Here is a 20,648-nt window from a genome sequence, read left to right on the forward strand (position 1 = left end):
GGAAATTACGAGCAATAACATTGTGGTTATATTACAACAAAGAGGTAGAGTGTTCAGTGGTAAATACAAAATACACCAGTCACATCACATTTTATTGTAATTAACACACATAAAAAAACGCTGATATCGAGTTCCCTCAATACCAGCGCTTATATTTAAATCATGTCACACAGACGATATGATGCTATGACATTGATAATGTTGATAATGCGAACAGAGCACCTACAATCACGACACCAGCAGCGATTAATCGCGGATTAGATTTACGTAATTGTTTTGCTTTCGCTTTAATTTCAGTATTATTTACACGCTGAAACTGCCCTGCTACGGCTGTAACCTTGGCTTCAATGATCTCTACAGATTCTGCACATTCCGTATCAATATTACACGGAACATCTTCTGTAACTAATGCAAAGTCACCACTAAATGAATGCATTGTGAAATCTTCACCACCTTCAGAGAAGGTAACCTTTTCCACATTTGTATTTAAAATAGCATTACAACCTATGTCTGCCGCCAACTGTTTAATGTGGCTACGACCTTCGTTTTGATCTTTAAAGAAACGTGTGCTCAGTGTATGTCTTGCAACAACATACCCGTATCTTGGTTGATTGCTTTTCGCTGTGAAAAAAGCAACTAACTGTTTTTTAAAGTTAACATCCGGTACGTGTACTTGTTTTGCAGCAAGGCCTTTTGGTGTTTCTGTTGGTTCAAATTCAACAACAACATCCTTCACCAATTTAGATTCATTGGCTTTATCGAGCAAGCTCGACACATGTAAGAAATAACTCTCGCCATCATCGCCACAAATAAAACCAAACTTCTTTGCAGAAATGTACGATATAATTTTTCCTTTCACTTAACTTAGCTCCTTCAGTCTTTCGCAGACCTTATTAGTCCATTTCTTTGATTGTTTTTTTAACTTTCTTTAATGCCATTTTCTTTTTCAACGGCGATAGATAATCAATAAAAAGCGTGCCTTTAAGATGATCAATCTCGTGTTGCATTGCAATTGCTAAGAAGCCATCGTCATTAATCTCAACTGCGTTGCCTTCACGATCCAATGCCGTTACTTTCACTTTTGTATAACGTGCAACATCAGCATAGTAGCCAGGAATTGATAAACACCCTTCTTGACCCGATTCGATGTTTTCACCTTCAACAACAACTGGGTTGATTAATACCATAGGCTCATCACGACCCTCTGAAATATCAATAACAACAACAGCTTCTTTACGACCAACTTGCGTTGAAGCAAGACCAATACCGTCGTCTGTTTTGTACATAGTATCAAGCATGTCATCGATCAATGTTTGTACTGTACTTACATCCGTTACTTGTTCAGCTGGTATCTCTAATTTTTTGTTTGGTGCCGTAAGAATTGTTAATACTGCCATAAGTCTCTGAATCCCAGTTTTTGTTAATTTTTACAAACGTGTGCAATTTAAGCGCCGCATTATAGCCCATAATTGACCTAGGTTTCTAGTTGATATATCTCCTTAACGTAGAGATATTTGAAACTTATGTATATTTCTTTCACATAGATGGCAAATATGCGCGTTAACAGCCTGTTTTTTTGGCTATTAACATTTTCTATCCGGACTTTTTAACTAAACTTAATCGTATTACCTCAATATCGTATTGATCATAAACAGGCCGTGATAAAAAGGATTAATCCCATCGTGGCGATTAATCCTTTAGCTAGTAACTGCGAGTAATAGCGATCTTAAATAGCGGTTACATTAGTAGCACATGGTCCTTTCTGACCGCTACCTACTTCAAATTCAACTTTTTGGCCGTCTTCTAATGTGGCATAACCTGATGTTTGAATTTCGGAATGGTGTACAAACAAATCATTACCGCCTTCGTCAGGGGTGATAAAGCCAAAACCTTTGTCTGCATTAAACCACTTAACTGTACCTCGACTCATAACGTATTTTTCCTTCACTTCTTTTACATTCGAATTAAGCTTAGTTGAGAGCGGTATTTTGTCCAGTTTACTAATTTAAAGTAGCGTAAAGCTCAGTATTGAACCAACCATTTAGTGGTACTATAATAAACATATCTCTAAGTCTATTTTCTTTTAATGCAGGTAAGCGAATATATCCTTAGTTGTTTTTAACATGATAAAAGGAATGATCGTGGATAAATCACTACACACTAGAATTCTGAATTTTAAGCATTTATGCGAAAAAGATTTGAGTTCGTATACAATCCAGCTAAAAAAGTAAAAAGTGGCGAGTAGCTATATGCTAGCCAGGACAAAGCTAATCCATTTTTTCGTTTGCTAATAACACGCGCTTACGTTCTATGCCCCAACGATAACCACCTAACCCACCATCGCTTCTCAATACGCGGTGGCAAGGGATTAATACACCAATACGGTTTTTGCCACACGCCGATGCAACAGCCCGTACGGCTTTGGGGTGATCAATTTGTTTCGCCACTTCACCATAAGTAAGAATATCGCCTTCTTTGATGCTTAACAAAAACTGCCATACTTTAATTTGAAATACAGTCCCACGTATATCAAGGGGTAAATCAGGTCTCGGTGCACCGTTGTTGACATGTTGATCGAGTGCGGCCATCCAATCATCAAGTTCAGGTGCATTTTGCGCCATCGAAAGAGTTAATTCAGCATACGGAAATTCTAGTTTTAATTGCGACAACAACGTATTTTCATCATCCCCAAACTGCACAGAGCAAACCCCTTTATTGGTCGCTGCCATCATCATTATTCCAAGCAGTGTCGCGCGACATGCATAATTGATATATTCGCCACGACCACCCGCGCGATAGACTTTCGGCGCCATGCCGATATTCCGTGTTGATTCACCATATACGCGACTAATAGAACCGAAACCAGCGGCATATATAGCATCTGTAACACCAGCACCAGCTTTGAGTGAACGCTTGAAATGACGCATACGCACAGCATCTTGGTACGCTTTGGGCGATACACCGAATGTTTGCTTAAATACACGCTGTAATCGTGACGGAGATAAACAGGCAATATCGCCGAGCAGAGACAACGTCAGTTTTTCATCTGCATGAGTTTCAATATGGCGAGCGACCTCGACAAGTTTGTTCATACGAGCAGGGTCTATATGAGAAGAGTTAATGTGAGAAGAGTCTAGCCCAGCACTATCCTTGGATGGTGTTAGGGTTTGCATGTCTAATTCCGCAGATTTTTTCATTGCCTGTTCTCTGGTTAATACTGATAATTATATTAAATCGCATGTCAGAATCTATTTCCATCCGATTCTTGCTACGTTACTGCTATTTATTGAAAACGCGCTATTACTGAAAAACAGCTTATGACTGGTCACACTTTTTATCATCACCAAATAGGGTCAACGCAATAATCGGATGTTTTGTATTACGCCCTAACGCTAATATAGATTAACTACAAACTAACACACAATGGAATGGACAATGACATCCCCAATTAATCAGTTAATGAATGCCCGCGTATGGGTGATGCTAATTTTACTTTCCATGTTATGGGGCGGTTCATTCTTTTTCGTTGGCGTGATAGTTACCGAGCTTCCCCCATTAACGATAGTGACACTCAGAGTTGGTATCGCAGCGATAACACTCTGGATTATAGCGTTTATGATCGGGCTACGCCCACCCAGGGAATTACGTGTCTGGGTCGCCTTTCTAGGTATGGGGTTATTAAATAATATCATTCCCTTTACCCTGATTGTATGGGGACAAACTCAAATTGCATCAGGACTAGCATCTATTCTTAATGCCGCGACACCTATTTTCGCGGTTGTCGTTGCTGGCATATTATTACCTGACGAACGGATGACACCATTAAAATTAGCTGGTGTAGCGGTCGGGTTTGCAGGTGTATCTGTAATGATTGGCATGCCAGCTTTAGAAGGTAATGGCAGTTTTATCGCGCAATTAGCCGTACTCACGGCTGCTTTATCTTATTCTTTTGCTGGCGTGTATGGTCGCCGCTTTAAAACCTTAGGTATAAACCCGATCATCACCGCCGCAGGTCAAGTTACCGCATCTGTAGTCGTCTTGCTACCAATAGCCCTAACTGTTGACGGTCCACTTGATGTTGCATCAATGAGTGTGGATAGCTGGGCAGCCATAACGGGATTAGCGATTCTATCGACCGCTGTTGCATATGTACTTTATTTTAAAATATTAGCATTAGCAGGTGCTACTAACGTGTTATTAGTCACGCTGTTAGTCCCTGTTTCAGCTATTTTACTCGGTTCACTATTCTTAAATGAATCCTTAGAAACTATTCACTTTGTCGGTATGCTGCTTATTGCGCTTGGCTTATCGGCGATAGATGGTCGCTTGTGGCAACGCCTTAAACGCGCTAAATAACAGCAAAATTGACAATGTATTAATACGTTATAACTATTTTAACGATCATTTATGGATAACCTATAGGCAGTTTATGAATAGTAATGTAATCACACAAGGTGTTGACGCCATTGCCCTTGTTGATAAAGAGTTTGCCAACGCTTTATCAACGCTAGGCGCACCTGCAGCCAAAGTAAACCCACATGGTTTTGAAACCTTCCTTTCTACGATCGTGAGTCAGCAATTATCAACCAAAGTAGCCACTGTGATCATGCAGCGAGTCAAGGTACTACTTAAAAATGTCACGCCAGAAAGGGTAATGGAAGTGGCAGATCAAGCTTTAAGAAATGCCGGGTTATCATGGCGAAAAGTAGAATATGCTAAAGGCTTAGCCCAAGCAGTTCTTGCCGGTGAATTCGATATTGATGGTTTAGATAAACTCAATGATGACGAGGCGATAACAGCAATCACCAAGCTAAGGGGCTTCGGCTGCTGGAGCGCCGAGATATATTTAATGTTTTCTTTGCAACGTCTGGATATTTTCCCCGCTGACGACTTAGGTCTATTAGTCGCATTAGGCAAACTAAAAGGGTTACCAGAAAAGCCAACAGCAAAACAGGCTAGAGACATGGTAAAACACTGGTCTCCTTGGCGCAGCGTAGGCGCTTTATTTTTATGGGAATACTATCACAAGAATGATTGTTGAATGAGTAGTTAGTGATTAGTTTAACTACTACATGACATTTGTCGTTAGCAGTACTCTTAACTGGCTTAGCATCAAGCTTTTAAACCATTTGTGGGCGCTGTTATTTCTATTTCTTTGATGCTGAATTAAAAATAAATCGATATGATATTCAGCTTCTTTTTCAAATGAATATATAGGCAGTAACTGCGACGAAGATTTAAAATAATCAACATGAAGATTAGAGCCAAACAGTAAGGCATCTGAAGAAGCCGCTACATCGAGTAATATTTGCGTTTGGCTACTTCGCAATACAGGCTTTTTAAACTTTTGCGACAACTCAATACTGTTTTTTATTATTAGTACGACCCACCTCTACTGCATGAACTACATTGTAAATAATTGCCATATTAATATTTACATCACACTAATATGACATATATCCGACCTGCTAAATTAGCACTATTTTGTCACAGTAGGAAGTACGCGCAACTCACCAGAACGTACTTTATCACTTGGCATGTAATGACGAACACCAAGGTTGAAAACGCCGGATTCATTGGCAGTCTCAATATTATTTATCGCTTTCTCACCACAACCAAATGAAACAGTGTAACTGCCGTCTGTGTTTTGTGTGGCTGTGTGTGAATTCACATTGGCGATATCATTAAACATAAAGCCTGCTTTGTCATAAACTGTGATAGACCAAAATGCTTTATTCTTTGGATCATCAAAGTTAGCCGTGTAGCAAGTGTCAGCGGGGTAATTTCCTGATACTTCATATACATTGTCTTTTGTCTGCGCACCACCCCAACCTATTGCAGCACCAACTTGATATTTCTCTTCTGTAAAGTCAGCATTGCTACTGTCTGTCGGATCGGTAAACATACCGTATAACGCAGTAGCACCATCCCGTGTATTAATCGCTGGCATTTTTGCTTTTAACGCATTCCCAACATTTTCAATTGTGTCGAAGTCAAACGTATCCGCAGTAAAAGGTACAGATGAACCAGCGTCTATTTTCATCCCATCTTGAATAGCTGTAACTTGCGTTTTATTTAAACGTGAATCTAGGCGGACTACCAAATATACATAGTCACCTTTATGTGTTGTGACTTCGAACTTACCCGCCCCATATGTCATCGCTTGTATTCTGTGATCTTCTGTTACTGGTTGCACCGAAACATACATACCTTCTGGTACTGTTGGGATAGTGTATGTCGCTCCTTTAGATACATTAACAACTGCCATTGAATAATAAGTATCTCGATTCATGCGAACTACGGGTTGGTTGTCAGTGGGCGTCAGCATGTTTTTGTGTTGAAACTGGTTAATGCCACCAGCATTTTTCTGTGCTATCACCATTTGGCGATGAGTTTCTGCTGTTGGATAGTTTGCTTCTGTTATAGGCATTAGCGTTTGTTGATTAGCATTTACCATGACTGGTGAAGCAATTAAAATACTTAGTGCCATTTTAGTTAGTATTGATTTCATATTAGCTCTCATATCATTAATGGTTAAACCTGAACTGGTATGCCAACCACTTTATTCGAAACTACATTATCCATCCAATGACTTATATTTATATCATGATATGCACGAGTCGAATAAAGCTGTACTAAATATAGCTCATTCGAGATGATGCTTTTTGTTTTTTATAAGAAAAATAAAAATCAAAAACAAAATAGAAAAAACCAACAGTGACATCGGCAATATTGATAATGGAGCGTAATGATAAATTTATGACGCTGTAAAGGCTTGTAATTGTTCCATCGAGATTTCGCTAACAACAACACCGTCGATGTAATACGTCACTAACTGACCTTGTTTAACCCCTGTTAATACCGCTTTATCGCCATTATTGTAGGTGATGTCCATCTGTAAGGTATTATCGTCCACTTGCGTCATCACGCCTGTTTCGATAATACGTAAATTAGCGAGTGGTTTACCATTAAGCGGGTTTGTACCAGTCCAGAATCCAAGTGAATTAAAGATCAAGTAATCGACTGTTACCGCGTTACTGCCGACGCAACCCGTGATATCGGTAAGAGCGGAAGCCACTGCCGTCGCAATAATGATTTTTTTATATTTGTTATGTATTATCATTCCCTAATAATTAACGTATTGCTAAAAATATAAGTATTTCTATAAATTAAAGGTGAACACTTTCAAAGTACTCTTATATTTATGTACACTTTAGCTAAAAGGGCAATAACTAAAGACTAAAGTGCAATAACTAAAGATTTATAGCTGTTATTTATATAAAAACATACGCTTACCAACCATCGATAACGCGACGCCCTTAGCCTTAGAGTGGATATTATTCATGTTCAGTTCATTTTACCTTGGTAAACTAGTGCCATAATAATTGAGAGAGATATTTTATGAAAACTAACTTTAAACTAGCCCTGTGCGTACTACTCGGTATATCTACAAATGCGTTAGCTTCTGATTGCAGTGCATTAAAAGCATGTGATAAAAAGATTTGTGAGATCAATACCCAACTGTCGATGGCTGAATCTGCTCATAATCAACATAAGGTTGATGGCTTAAATAAAGCATTAAAATATGCCACTGAATATTGCACCACCGATGGCTTACGTGATGATATAAAAGATAAAATAGAGGACTCGATGGAAGATATTGAGGACTATAAATCAGATCTCAAGGAGGCTAAATCAGATAATAAAATGGATAAAGTTGAAAAATATACACGTAAGATTGCACAAGAAAATGACAAGATATCAATGCTTAAACTTGAGCTAGCTGATTTAGAATAAACCTAATTTACTTTACATGCTCAATGGCGTGACTGATATAACGAACCCCTTGCTAGAGACTGAATCTACAAGGGGCTGCAACATTACTGATGTACGACGACAGTCATTACGTCTCGACTGGTCTAAATTTTAAATAAAGGCTATATTTTAAAAGAACCTACGTGTTGATCTAAAGTGTATGCTAGTTCGGTTAAATTTCGACTCGTCACTTCTAATTCCTTACTCGCAGCAGCCCCCTCAACGATTGAGTTATTCACCGTATCCATATTGATATTAATTTCATTGGATACACTCGATTGCTCTTCGGTCGCCGTGGCAACTTGCGTATTCAAATCAAGAATGGCGATAACCTGATTTGAGATCCTAGTCAGTGCCTCCTGCGCTTCTTCAGTTGCTTTTGAACCTTCAACCGTTAAAGACTTACTACAGCCCATCGCGTCCACTGCACTTTTTGCTTCACGTTGCAGTTGATCAATCATATTCTGAATTTCACCTGTCGATTGAGCCGTTTTAGTCGCCAAGGTTCTCACTTCATCAGCAACAACTGCAAACCCTCTCCCAGCTTCACCTGCACGAGCAGCTTCAATAGCTGCGTTTAAAGCAAGCAAGTTAGTTTGTTCTGAAATACCATTAATCACTTCAAGTATCGAGCCTATGGATTGCGTTCTTTCCGCTAACGAAGTAATGACGAGCGAGGTACTGTTAATTTCTTCAGACAGGTTACGGATTGTGCCAGCTGCCTCTTGCAATACATTGTTACCCTCTTGAGTTTCATGATTCACATTTTTAGCGGCGTCAGCAGCGCCTGATGCATTTGAAGATATTTCATTAATCGTTGCGATCATTTCATTCATCGAGGTAACAACCAATAAAGATTGTTCACTTTGCATTTCGCCGCGAGACAAAGAACGCAGTGCTTGATCTCTAACATCTGTTGCAGAATGCCCAAGATCTAAACCTGTTTTAACTACCTGTGTAATGATCTCATTAATGTTGCCTGCAAAGGCATTAAACGCTTTAGAGATATTTGCAATTTCATCATCACCCTTAACAGGTAATCTTACAGTTAAATCACCATCACCTTTAGATATATCTTCTAACGCTAACTGTAGACCTGAAAGCGGTTTAAAAAGACGTCCCATTAACCAAATAAGTACACATATACAAAGAAGGAATATCCCCGATATTGCAACAAGCTGTGTCATTAGAATATCAGATGCCGCGTCACTGACTTCAGTAATCGGAATACCAATATCGACAGTACCGTAGAGTTCACCATTAACGTAAACCGGAGACATAATGTCGTAAACCCATACTTCTTGTACATCCGCATACCATTTTGAATGCTGTGAAACACCTTGACTTGCGCCTGCTACGCTATAGCTATCATCATACACTTTATTAATTTTTTCTTTATCACTGTGCGCGACAGCTTTAACGTCTTTATTAATCACAATCGCATAAGAAATATCAGGACGCACTTTCAGAGCCGTAACTAATGCTTGTAGATCTATAATGGGTTGTGATGACTTCTCGAGCACATATTCAACATTAGTCGCGAGTAAAGAGGCTTGTTCTTGCGATTTTTTAAGAATTATTTTATCTATTTCTTTATGCGAAATATAAGATGTAGATACAATGCTTGTTATCGCAGCAATGACAAACATTGCGAATACAACGATTAGTATTATTTTTTTCATTATTTACGTCCCTGATGTTGTTAATAATCCCCTTAGTTAATGAAAAAGGATTAATTAGAAATAGTATAACGGTGACATCTATATTCGAAAAGACATTAAATTTCAATTTAAGATCTACGCTGTTATTATTCTCTAATAATTATAAATCACAAATAAATGTAATGATCCTATGTCATCTTGCTTAAATTTATTCTAAACGAAATATTTTATAATTCCTGCTGATATATAATTACTTAAGGATATAAGTATTAAAAACTGAGAGGGAACTGTTTAGATGGCAAGTGTGATAAGTATTTTCAAAAGTAATAATTTGGCCTATGTGAGCAAGTTGCAGAACGATGATACTAAAGAACAAAAACTAGCGTCGTTTCAGAAGCTTGCCATGACATCAAGCGGCATACGCAAAGCACATTTCGAGAACATGCTTTGCGATAATCTTGATGTTGATAGCATTTACTTTGATGGTGATAACGTAGCAACACAAGCAGTTGAAGAAATCATTAAGCAAACACTAAAATCGACAGGTTTTACCGTGCTACTACAGTACTAAATCGATTCCAGTTCTTTTCTATCTAAGTCTAAGTCTAAGTCTAAGTCTATCCAAGTATAATGCCCTTCACCGTTTAGCTCACCCGTTTTAATATGGATCGGGTCTGAAAATAACGGACTATCAAATACAAAGGTATGGAATTCGCCATTCTCACCACAAGGGTCGATACCTTCAGGTAAACTGGCGATAAACGCGCCATCAAATACTTTACCGACATAATCAACAGATAAGCGGCGTGGATCGACGCAAGTGACGATTGCCTGCTGACCACCAGCAATCATATCTTTAGCCAATAGGGCAGTTTCTAGTTGCCACAACGGGAAGATGGCATTAATACCAGAGCCAACAAGGTTATTCACCCGGTAATTTTTAATATCCGCTAAAAACAAATCACCGTAAGCAAAATTAACCACGTCACGCAGTTTCGCTTTTGCAACAAACGCATCCATTATTGCTTCATATTCAACATTGCTACACGGATATGGAATTTCGATAATATCCAAAGGTAAATTCATTGCTGCAGCCTGACGTTGCAACAATTCAATACGCACAGAATGTACTGCAGTACGTTGATACTGGGCATTCACCGAGCAGAAAATACCGACGATTTCGATTGTTGGATCTTGCGCCAATTGTAAGCAAGTCCAAGCGGCATCTTTTCCGGTACTCCACGATACTAATGTTTTTTGCTTTTCCATATTTAATCATCCACAACTAAAAATTAACTCGCTTACGCTTATTTATAAGCGCAATGACGACAATCATTGCCACAACAACGTGCACGTTTTAAATGATACCACTCACTAAAAACGTAACGGCCGTTTTCTATGGTAAAGTCGATATTCTCAACGAGTTCTTTTTGATGACGGTATGGTTCAGCAAGGGCTAGACGAGCTTTTGGTGATCCCGCTGCATTTAGCTGTTTCAAAATCTCTGCGCCAATGACTTTGGCTAGACACGTTTTACACAAGCAGTCACTCAATGTACCAAGTGGCATAATAGCCGGTAAATCCTGACACCAACAACCACCCTGCTCGCTTGCTGCTTCGACGCCACAACCAAATTCAGCTTGGCACTCAGAGCATTGTTTCGCCATTGGCTCAGCATTTTCTTCAATGTTTACAATTTTATCTTCAACAACTGACTTAGTCATACTTTCAATATCCACGTTATACATTTTCGTTGGCGTTCTGCTGTTGCCATGCTTCGATAATCTCAACAAGTTGATCTAAACCATCCGTTAAAGCAGCAGGACCCGGTTGTAATATATTTGCCGATTTAACTTCAAATAATTGTTCATTTTTCACGGCATTGATCGCATCCCAGCCATCGCGACTCGCAACCTGATCGGGTTTAAACTTACGCCCACACCACGAACCAATAATAATGTCTGGGTTAGCATCGATCACGATTCTTGGATCAGCAATAATACGATTTTTCGCTAATGATTCTTTGGCTAAATCAGGGAAACACTCGTCACCACCCGCGATTTCAATCAGCTCAGAAACCCATTGGATCCCCGACATTAATGGATCGTTCCACAATTCAAAATAGACTTTCGGGCGTTTATTGCATTTAGTTGCATTAAGCTTAATACGCTCAATTTTGCTTTCAATATCCGCTAACCAAATAGCGGCCTTATCAGTAGCCCCGACTAAGCTTGCTAACATCATAACCATGCTAAAAATTTCATCAACAGAGCGTTGATTAAAGATATGAACAGCAATCCCCTGCTTGATTAATGCACCAGCGATATCTGCTTGGATATCTGAAAAACCAAGTACCAAATCAGGTTTTAAATCAAGGATCTTATCTATTTTTGCGGATGTAAATGCAGATACTTTCGGGTGCGCTTGACGCGCGTGTGGAGGACGAACTGTAAACCCTGAAATACCAGCAATACGAGATTCCTCTCCCAGTATATACAGCATTTCTGTTGTTTCTTCTGTTAAACAGACAATCCGTTTTGGGTAATAGTCCTTCATTTTATTTAATCCGTTACTTGGCTATAATAGCGGCAGTATATCTTGTTTATAACAAAGTGAAAACCCAGTAATCATAGGGTTATAGCGACCTTTGATTACTGGGGTTTTACATTACAGACCCATCACATAACCAAATGCAATAAAGCTAGCAACCACGGCCATAATCGGTAATTTCAATGTACGTAGTGCAAAGAAACCAACAATCACCGCCGCCATATCTACCGGTTCCACAATCGCAGAGGTAAATACCGGACTGTAAAGCGCGGACATAAGCAAACCAACAACGGCAGCATTAATACCCCATACAGCACCCGATACTTTCGGCTTCGCTGCTAACGACTCCCAAGCACCATGAAAACCTAATACCAGTAAGAAACCAGGTAAAAAGATAGCAACAGTGGCAATCAATGCGCCCATTAATGGTGAATTAACTAATAAATCAGCACCTAAGAATGCAGACAGTGAGAACATTGGACCAGGGACAGCCTGCGCCGCAGCATAACCCATTAAGAAACGGTCAGTATCAATCGCGTCACCTAGAGCTTGTTGCAACATAGGTAATACCACATGACCGCCACCAAACACTAAACTACCCGACTGGAAGAAATCAGCAAAGATAGTTAACCATGCCGGTGAATTAGTTAATAACGGTAAACCAGCAAACAACACGGCGAAAAAAACCAGCGGTAAGTAATTAATGCCACCTTTAACAGTCGCAACAACAGTTGTTTCAGCAGGCTGTTTAAGTTGCATCCCCAGAATGCCCGCAGCAACTAACACGATCATTTGTGTTAATAAACTCGGCACGAGTAATAGAACCGCCGCAGTCACAACACAAATTGTGACTGTCGTACGCTCTTTACAAAAGCCTTTGTACATATTCAGGGTTGCATCTGCGACAACCACAACCGCTAACAATTTCAGTCCATGGGTAATACTCACTAACCATGCTGCATCTTGTGTTGCGTCTGTTGTTGCTAAGATATAGAGCAATAATACCGAAGGGAATGTGAACGCAATAAAGGCAGTAAAACCACCGATAACACCCGCACGACGTAAACCGATTGCAAAACCGATCTGACTTGAACCTGGACCAGGTAAAAACTGGCTTAACGAAATTAACCTTGCATAGCTTTCGCTATCTATCCACTTTAGTTTTTGAACGAATGTTTTCTCGAAATAACCTATATGTGCAGCTGGGCCACCAAAACTGATCCACCCCAATGTAAAAAACTGCCAAAATACTTCAAATACTTGCTTCATTACTTTGCCTTTCTTAGCTGTTATGCGATACCAATTTCGCGCCTTTATTGTATTTCAGTTTTATGACAGTTATATGACAAAAACGAAGTTTGGCAGCAAGTTATATCGCTATTTTCATAACAACATATAGAAAGTAAACGAATTTAGTTTGTGATTAACACAAATGCTCCAATAAAAAAACCGAATGTAAGCGTATGTCAGCGACGATTGATTTCCCACAACTAACGAGACAACATGTCTCATTAATAAGGGCGGCTTATATGTGGTATATGGAATGTCATTGTATTAACTTGGTATATAAGTACATTCATCGGGATGAGGTTCGTAACTTAAGGCCATTCTAGTAACAATATCAGCCGGGACATTGTGCGTGCTAGTGAACAGACCTACGCAATGAATGATATGTGACTTGACCTTGTAACTAGCCGCAATTTCTAATAATGCTGTTAGCTCCCACCGTTTAATGGTGGTATTGCTCACAATAACCGACAGTCCCTTGCTTAAGGCGTCGCGCATTTTTTGCTGGCAGTATTGGTGCGCTAGTTTTATCTTGCTGATATCGTAGCAGTATTCATCCTGCTTATTAATGAAGTAATGATCAGCCTCACAATGCACTGCATCAGGCGTAGATTGCATGTAGTGTTGCGCGAGAGTAGATTTACCCGATCCAGGAATACCACGAATGATAATCAAGCAAGGTGTAGAAGATATTAATGGTAATGATGCAGACATAAAAGCGGTTATAAACACGAAAAAGTATGAGGCGTATCAGTATAGAGAATCATTTGTTACATGCAATATTTGATGTTTAAAATAAAATAACCATCCTTATAAAACTGTGATCCATGTTACAAGGTTGTTAATTTCATGTTTTTTAGTCTTTTCTACGAATTCAGTGAATAAGTTGCTTAATCTGGAAGCTCAATAAATCTGACTAAATGTATTATTAATACTTAAAATCAATTACTTAATGGTTAATGAATCTTTGTTGTTTAGAATGTTTTACATGACGATATAGGAAACTCTATTTGATTTATTGATATTTTGGACGTTGCAACAGCTCACAAAATACGTGACACCCTGTTAACGATGAAGTATTAATACTTTACACTAAAAATATAAAAATAACTGGTAAGACCATAATAGCCATAAAGTATTAATACCAAGGAAGATCAGCACATTACAAGGAGAGTAAATGCGAAATTACAATATAATGGATAACTATATTCCGCAGCCCTTCCCTTATTTAACTCATTGTCTTAGTACAAATAACTATAAATAAAATTTGGAGTTACTAATGAAAAATAAGAAAATTCTTGCTCTTGCTATAGCAAGCGTACTTGGGTTAACAGCCTGCGGTGACGACTCTACAGCTTTACGTATCGATGACACGATTAGTGATTCACTTAACCGTCAATCAAGCATTGCATTCGATTTAATTTCTTCGGAAAAAATGATATCAACGCCAACTTATCTCGTGATGGATACGTCTGACGGTACATTAAACATTCCTCTAGAAGCTGGCGCAAATCCAACCGACCGTAGTAATCCAGCTGTTGCGATGGGCGATACCGATGGTTGGAGTCCTACACAACCTTTCGATATTAAACTAGATTTACCTACGGGTGTAACGCTGACAACCGACTTAGCCCTACTCCACGCAGCAGTAAAAGTGGCTAAAGTAACAGTCAATAATTACGTAATGAGTGATCCCGTGGCACTCACTGCAGGCGAAGATTATACCGTTATCTCAACGGGTGATTCGTTAGTGGTAATGCCGCTAAATGGTAGCCTCGATCACAACAGTGACTATATCTATGCAATCACAGATGCTTTAGTTGATAGCTCAGGTGAAAAGTTGGGTATGTCGACTAGCTACGCCGCACTTAAAAACAAACAGATAGATCAAACTGGTGGTAGCTTAGAGACACCACAAAAAATTGTCTTACAAGTTGAAGGCTTGATGGATGGCTACGACATCGCCGATTATGAAAACATTATTTATTCAAGCTGGTTTACCACTTCGTCTGCTGGTGAATCTTTGTATGCAGTTAAAGGAATGACAGCAAAAGTATTAGGTGCAATGTCCCTAGGCTTACCCGCTGCTGCAGTTTGGCAAGGGAGTGCGAATCCAAAAGGATTAGATCTAACAGGTTTGTATTCTCTACAAATGTCAGCCTCTGCGGCAGTACCAATTAGCGCCAATTTGTCATATCACCAAGGTACGGTAAAACTACCTTCATTCTTAGAGCGTGAAACAACGGCAAATGCATGGTATACGACACCTTGGCAAAGTGGTATGCCGAGTCTTGCTATCATATCTAATACGCTAAATGAAAAAAGTGAACAAGCTAACCTTTTAAATCAAATGGATGTAGTCGGTCTATCCCCTTCGGACATTACTGAAAACCCGCTCGATTTCGTTGGTAAATCCTTTACCAAAATGGACGGTTCTCCACTTGACTCAGAACGTTTAATTACGAAATACAGTCCAGTCCCACAAATTAAAGTTATCGAAGACGTTAAATTCATATTAATAACTCCAAATGGCGCTCCTGTAGGCTCGGTTCCAGTAGTTATATACCAACATGGAATTACTTCTGTTAAAGAGAACCTTCTGGCATCTTTACCTTCAAGTTTAAATAATATTTTAAATGAAAACTATGCAGTTCTTGCCATTGATTTACCATTACACGGTGATAGGGCACTAGCTGGCGGTACGATTATTGCGGATGAAGACAATGCAGGCGTATTCATGAACTTTGGTTACTTACCAGTCGGTCGTGATAACTTACGACAGGCAGTTGCCGACCTCATTGGTTTACGTGGTGCTCTTAATCTGATTCCGGCAACACCTGGTTCAGAGTTAGATGTTCTCGATACGTCTAAGGTTAGTTTTCTGGGGCACTCTCTTGGGGCTATGACAGGTATAAGTTTACAAGCAACTATCGAACGTCAAATGCCATCAGGTAATGAGTTATTTTCAATAGACAAAGCAGCATTTGCCAATCCAGGCGGCGGTATTCCATATCTACTGCTTAATTCTGAAGAATTTGGTGGTACCGTTAAGCATGGGCTACTAAAAGAAGTAAGTTCAGTATATGCCGAACACGCTAATAATTGTACCCTAGCTAGCTATTCAGATACAGTATGCTTCAATGCCTTTTATGGTAGCTTAGATCTACCTGCTAAAGATAAATTATCCATTGATACTACATTCCAAAGCTTTGCTGTTGCAGCACAAACGGTGCTTGAAACAGCAGACCCATTCGCTTTGGCACGTAAAATTTCGGATACAACACCAATTTACCTTGCACAAGTTAATGGTGATACCGTTATTCCCAATAATACGACACAAGCTGATTCATCACCTTATTCTACGATAGGTGGTACTGAACCACTTATGACGCAACTTAAACTTAAAAATGTTTATACGTTTACAGATACAACGAAGAAAGCGGCCTTATTACTTGCTGGTGAACATAGTTCTGTTGTCGTAGATTATACTGCGGACCCAGTAGATCCAGATCATCCCAATGCTGATACGGATACTACCAATGAACTACAAAATCACATCGCTAACTTCCTAGCTGGCGATGGCAGTACGATTGGCACTGTTAATTCAACTTTACTTGACCCTAAGTTAATCCCATCACTTGATTAACCCAATAATCAAACAATAGAATAAGTACTTACTCATAACAAACCAAGGTTTAGTGATAAACCTTGGTTTTTTTGTGTTATTTTTATTTAAATCTCGTTGAACTATTCCAATCCTTTGATATCCAATACATAATCAGTTCTATAGTAATAGTTTATTACCCAAGTCTATTCCAACAAAATAAGTGACACCATGAACATTAAATTAATATCAGGCGTTGTCATCGCCGGTCTTGCAGCAAGCTATGCTGGCGGTAAGTTTTACATGACAGACCAAGTAGCAACTCAACTTGATGCTAAGATCATCGAAATGCAGCCAATGATTGATGTTAAGTATGGTGATCTCAGTGTTGAACCTATCACCCAAAAAATTCAATTACTTGATGTGATACTCAGTCCTGCTGATGGCAGTCAAAAACCAATCAAGATTAATGAAATTACAGTGAATAATTTTGATACTTCTTCGGACTTCCCTGCAACGTTAGACCTGGCCTTAAATGGCATTTCGATCAGTATTGATGAAATAGAACCACAAACAGCAATGCAGCTAGAAGATCTCGGCTACAAAGATAATATGCTAATCAATTTAGCGACGAAATACACTTACGTGGATAACGTGATGGATTGGCAGTTTAAGGTCAGCGCAGAAGATATGGGTAAAATCGATTACTCATTAAATATTGCTAATTTCGAGTTTGATCCGGCACAACCAATAACGCTGTTATTCTCTTACCCGAACTATCAGTTGAATTCAGCTGAATTTACTTATACGGATAAGTCGTTTATTGAACGCCTTATTAAACAAGAAGCACAAACAACAGGCATAAGTGTTGACGAGCTAAAACAGCGTATAACAGATAAAATAAACGCAATACTAGCTGCCGACCTTGCCAATAATACGAATGAATTGAGCGAAGCAGAATTAAGCGTAACCAAAAATGCAGCAGAATCGTTTATTAAATTTATTAACGATCCGAAAAGTATCACTGTTTCTATTAATCCAGAACAAGTAGTCACATTAGGTGATATAACACAGACTCAAAATGATCCAGCTAAGTTAATCGCCCTACTTAACATGGCATTTAAAGCTTAAACTGATACCTTGACATCATAGCCTAAGTTGATCTCTTAATCATATAAATAAGCAGTCATGTTAGTGAGTAGCATACTTCACTAACATGACTGCGATTAACTTAAACACTCGTCGTACAGATAGAATCAGCTTCAAAATCAAAATCTTCTTTGACCAAATCATTGGCACATAACTGCTCTCTCACCTGGCTCAAACCATTACGAATAATTTGTCTGACCCGCTCACGTGAAATATCCATCAACTTAGCGATAGCTTCTAAACTCATTGGGTCTTGGCCTTTAAAACCAAAACGTAAACGAATAATATTCTGACTACGAACCGGTAAATATTCTAGTAACGCATCCATGTATTCGTAATAATCACATTTTTCATAGCGGATATCAGGCTGACAATTTGCTTCAGCCGCAACTAAATCCTTTAAACTCGCCAGTAAATTATCACCACTGATGATCTCTTTATCCAATGAACCTTCATTGAAGTAATGACCTAAGATATTCAACACTTTCCGCGGTGAAATCCTTAACTCTTGCGAGATCTTAGTAATACCTTCATTGGTATCGAGATCAAGTCCCAGCTCGGAAGAAGCTTTAAGGATCTGTTTATAAACACGGGTCACATGAATCGGGATCCGGATAGTGCGAGAATGATTCATAATGTACTGCTCGATGTTATTTCTTATCCACCAAACTGCATAGGTTGAAAATCGACAGCCTCTCTCTGGGTCAAATTTATCAACGGCATGCATTAACCCCGTATTACCCTCTTGGATAATTTCGTCCCAATCAAGTGAATAATTCTGGTATTTCTTTGCCACCATAAGCACCAATCTAAGGTTAGATTGGATCATCATATCTCGTGCAGCCTTATCCCCATTTGCCGCAGCAATCGCTGTGTCATATTCTTCTTGCTTAGACAATAACTGACTAAACCGCTGTAATTCATCAAAATACACGTCAAGTGCGCTGCTGGTTATGTTACTCATTAATCGTCCCTGTTTATGATATAACATTATAGTAACACGGTATGTGACAGCTTGTTTTGTTTTATTTTAGTGAATACCACTAATTAAAAAATCAAAACGAAACAAAACGTTAATCAGAAATAGATTGGATAAATTCAGGGAAATAAAATATGTCGATGAGAGTAAGGATACAATAATGAGGAGAATCAGCTAGAGTGTCCAATAGCGGCCTTGGACACGAAGTTTACGACTAAATCGTGCATAACAAGTGACAGATACAGTCACTTGTTATTCGGTTACTTTAGCGTTTAATACGGACTAACCTGGTCTTCCATCCACTCTTGCTTTAAACAACATTGGCGCATAATGATAAACGAATAATCCAAACGCGATTAACCAAAATATAATGCTAACGTTAATAAAAGTAATATAATGCTGCATCCAGAAAATTGGACCAATTACCCGTACCGTTGCTGCAATAAAGATACTCAAGAAGCCCCAATACATCGCTTTCGGTTGTTGTAGCATACGCCCTGTATGACCCAATGATACGCGAGATATCATGGCTAGAATTAACCCGCCCATACCGCCGACCGTAATTAAATGCCATAAATGACTCACAAAAGGTACTGGAATAAAGTAACTCAAGCCAACAGTGAATAGTCCAACCCAGATAAAGAACAACGAACCATGAATTGACCATAACAGCGGTACACCAAACGTGATCCAAGGTTTCCAACGACACCAGCGAATTGCTTGACTGACACCAGAGATCAAGAACAGAATACCAAATACTGCAGCTGGCACGGTAAATAATGGCTGTAGTAATAACAAGGCGGTAATAACAGCAAGACTACCCGTAGCCAGTTTTTCTAACCAAGGTAAAGGTAATACTTTTGTCGTTTTAGTACCGTTTGCCGTAAACATAGGCACAACACGCCCCGCCATCACCGACATTAACACAGCCATTAAGGTAACTGATGCATAAGCAGCTTGGTTAACAGTCATGTTTGCTAGCCCTAATTTAGCTAAATGCATTTCAAGATTCGCCACTGTAAATAGCACCAATATCGGTACAAAAAACAAATTACGGTACTGCTTTATTTTCAGCAAAGGTTTAGCCAAAATATACGCAACCGCCGGTAAGAAACTCAAATCAATCAAAATAATCACATAATCATTCAACAGTGTTGGCAACCACATTGGTAACAACAGTACCACACGCCCCGCTAACCACAGCATGAATAGTCCCAGCAAAGGTAAACCTGAAATACCGCGCATTCCCGTCCAGTTCTGGATCGCGGTTAACAGAAAACCAGCAACAATCGCGCAGCCAAAACCAAATAGCATTTCATGTATATGCCACCACAGTCCGCCGCCATAAGGCTGAAAGCTGACGTGACCGGATAACATTGCGCCCCAGAGTAATAAAGCGATGACACTAAACAAAGCACCCGCTAAGAAGAATGGGCGGAAGCCAAGACGTAACACAGGGAGGATTTTTTGCTCCTCAGCTAAGTCAGTTATTTGCATGGATTTAACCTTTAAAATAAGAATTAATTAAAGTATATGAGCAAAAAGAAGGGCTGTAATTGACAAAAGGCAAATACCCAACTTAATTAGTCAAGTATTTGCCTTT

The 20,648-nt window shown here is 39.2% G+C and carries 21 protein-coding genes; 6 read left to right on the forward strand and 15 right to left on the reverse strand.

The features are described from left to right. Positions 1–184: 184 nt before the first annotated feature. From FR932_RS08145 to FR932_RS08160, 4 genes are all read right to left on the reverse strand, one after another. Positions 185–859 (reverse strand): cold-shock protein, encoded by a 675-nt coding sequence (locus FR932_RS08145; protein ID WP_019441026.1) that lies wholly within the window; start codon positions 857–859, stop codon positions 185–187. Between the two features lie 34 nt (positions 860–893). Further along, positions 894–1,397, reverse strand: coding sequence for a peptide deformylase (gene def / locus FR932_RS08150; protein ID WP_019441027.1), 504 nt, complete (start codon positions 1,395–1,397; stop codon positions 894–896). Between the two features lie 329 nt (positions 1,398–1,726). Further along, on the reverse strand, positions 1,727–1,930 hold the full coding sequence (locus FR932_RS08155; protein ID WP_006033612.1) for a cold-shock protein: 204 nt from the start codon (positions 1,928–1,930) through the stop codon (positions 1,727–1,729). A 337-nt stretch (positions 1,931–2,267) separates the two neighbouring features. Next, entirely contained in the window at positions 2,268–3,197 is a 930-nt protein-coding gene (locus FR932_RS08160) for a bifunctional transcriptional activator/DNA repair enzyme AdaA (protein WP_019628878.1), read from the reverse strand. 238 nt (positions 3,198–3,435) lie between these two features. On the opposite strand from FR932_RS08160, the gene FR932_RS08165 reads away from it, so the two are divergent. Then, entirely contained in the window at positions 3,436–4,356 is a 921-nt protein-coding gene (locus FR932_RS08165) for a DMT family transporter (protein ID WP_019441030.1), read from the forward strand. 73 nt (positions 4,357–4,429) lie between these two features. Beyond that, complete coding sequence (locus FR932_RS08170) at positions 4,430–5,041, forward strand: DNA-3-methyladenine glycosylase family protein (protein WP_019441031.1); 612 nt, start codon at positions 4,430–4,432, stop codon at positions 5,039–5,041. A 27-nt stretch (positions 5,042–5,068) separates the two neighbouring features. On the opposite strand, the gene FR932_RS08175 is transcribed toward FR932_RS08170, so the two are convergent. The 3 genes from FR932_RS08175 to FR932_RS08185 all read right to left on the reverse strand — a co-directional run bounded on the left by FR932_RS08175 (position 5,069) and on the right by FR932_RS08185 (position 7,123). Continuing rightward, a complete protein-coding gene (locus FR932_RS08175; RefSeq protein ID WP_019441032.1) occupies positions 5,069–5,356 on the reverse strand; it encodes a hypothetical protein in 288 nt (95 codons plus the stop codon). A 123-nt stretch (positions 5,357–5,479) separates the two neighbouring features. Further along, positions 5,480–6,511: a DUF1214 domain-containing protein gene (locus tag FR932_RS08180; RefSeq protein ID WP_019441033.1), complete on the reverse strand. Its 1,032-nt coding sequence runs from the start codon at positions 6,509–6,511 to the stop codon at positions 5,480–5,482. A gap of 246 nt (positions 6,512–6,757) precedes the next feature. Beyond that, complete coding sequence (locus FR932_RS08185; protein WP_019441034.1) at positions 6,758–7,123, reverse strand: DUF3332 family protein; 366 nt, start codon at positions 7,121–7,123, stop codon at positions 6,758–6,760. Positions 7,124–7,401: 278 nt separating this feature from the next. On the opposite strand from FR932_RS08185, the gene FR932_RS08190 reads away from it, so the two are divergent. Then, positions 7,402–7,797 (forward strand): DUF1090 domain-containing protein, encoded by a 396-nt coding sequence (locus FR932_RS08190; RefSeq protein ID WP_019441035.1) that lies wholly within the window; start codon positions 7,402–7,404, stop codon positions 7,795–7,797. A gap of 140 nt (positions 7,798–7,937) precedes the next feature. On the opposite strand, the gene FR932_RS08195 is transcribed toward FR932_RS08190, so the two are convergent. Continuing rightward, a complete protein-coding gene (locus FR932_RS08195; protein WP_019441036.1) occupies positions 7,938–9,497 on the reverse strand; it encodes a methyl-accepting chemotaxis protein in 1,560 nt (519 codons plus the stop codon). A gap of 274 nt (positions 9,498–9,771) precedes the next feature. Between FR932_RS08195 and FR932_RS08200 the strand changes: the two genes are divergently transcribed. Beyond that, positions 9,772–10,047, forward strand: coding sequence for a hypothetical protein (locus tag FR932_RS08200; protein WP_019441037.1), 276 nt, complete (start codon positions 9,772–9,774; stop codon positions 10,045–10,047). Here the strand turns inward: FR932_RS08200 and FR932_RS08205 are convergent. From FR932_RS08205 to FR932_RS08225, 5 genes are all read right to left on the reverse strand, one after another. After that, a complete protein-coding gene (locus tag FR932_RS08205; RefSeq protein ID WP_019441038.1) occupies positions 10,044–10,745 on the reverse strand; it encodes a Dph6-related ATP pyrophosphatase in 702 nt (233 codons plus the stop codon). The two genes, FR932_RS08200 and FR932_RS08205, sit on opposite strands and share 4 nt — an antisense overlap. A 38-nt stretch (positions 10,746–10,783) precedes the next feature. Beyond that, on the reverse strand, positions 10,784–11,200 hold the full coding sequence (locus FR932_RS08210; RefSeq protein ID WP_240532388.1) for a DUF5522 domain-containing protein: 417 nt from the start codon (positions 11,198–11,200) through the stop codon (positions 10,784–10,786). Between the two features lie 16 nt (positions 11,201–11,216). Further along, positions 11,217–12,032, reverse strand: a complete 816-nt coding sequence (locus tag FR932_RS08215; protein WP_019441040.1) for a cobalamin-binding protein — start codon at positions 12,030–12,032, stop codon at positions 11,217–11,219. A gap of 111 nt (positions 12,033–12,143) precedes the next feature. Continuing rightward, positions 12,144–13,295, reverse strand: coding sequence for a chromate efflux transporter (gene chrA, locus FR932_RS08220; protein ID WP_019441041.1), 1,152 nt, complete (start codon positions 13,293–13,295; stop codon positions 12,144–12,146). Between the two features lie 285 nt (positions 13,296–13,580). Next, positions 13,581–14,027, reverse strand: coding sequence for an ATP-binding protein (locus FR932_RS08225; protein WP_193787364.1), 447 nt, complete (start codon positions 14,025–14,027; stop codon positions 13,581–13,583). Between the two features lie 565 nt (positions 14,028–14,592). On the opposite strand from FR932_RS08225, the gene FR932_RS08230 reads away from it, so the two are divergent. After that, complete coding sequence (locus FR932_RS08230; RefSeq protein ID WP_019441044.1) at positions 14,593–16,959, forward strand: VolA/Pla-1 family phospholipase; 2,367 nt, start codon at positions 14,593–14,595, stop codon at positions 16,957–16,959. 189 nt (positions 16,960–17,148) lie between these two features. Continuing rightward, positions 17,149–18,048 carry a hypothetical protein gene (locus FR932_RS08235; protein ID WP_019441045.1) on the forward strand — a complete coding sequence of 300 codons (900 nt, stop codon included), beginning with the start codon at positions 17,149–17,151 and terminating at the stop codon, positions 18,046–18,048. A 100-nt stretch (positions 18,049–18,148) separates the two neighbouring features. Here the strand turns inward: FR932_RS08235 and FR932_RS08240 are convergent, their stop codons facing one another. Then, a complete protein-coding gene (locus FR932_RS08240; protein ID WP_019441046.1) occupies positions 18,149–19,030 on the reverse strand; it encodes a sigma-70 family RNA polymerase sigma factor in 882 nt (293 codons plus the stop codon). Between the two features lie 297 nt (positions 19,031–19,327). Further along, positions 19,328–20,542 carry an NnrS family protein gene (locus tag FR932_RS08245; RefSeq protein ID WP_019441047.1) on the reverse strand — a complete coding sequence of 405 codons (1,215 nt, stop codon included), beginning with the start codon at positions 20,540–20,542 and terminating at the stop codon, positions 19,328–19,330. Between the last annotated feature and the right edge of the window lie 106 nt (positions 20,543–20,648).

The organism is Moritella marina ATCC 15381 (assembly GCF_008931805.1).
GTDB classification, from domain to species: domain Bacteria; phylum Pseudomonadota; class Gammaproteobacteria; order Enterobacterales; family Moritellaceae; genus Moritella; species Moritella marina.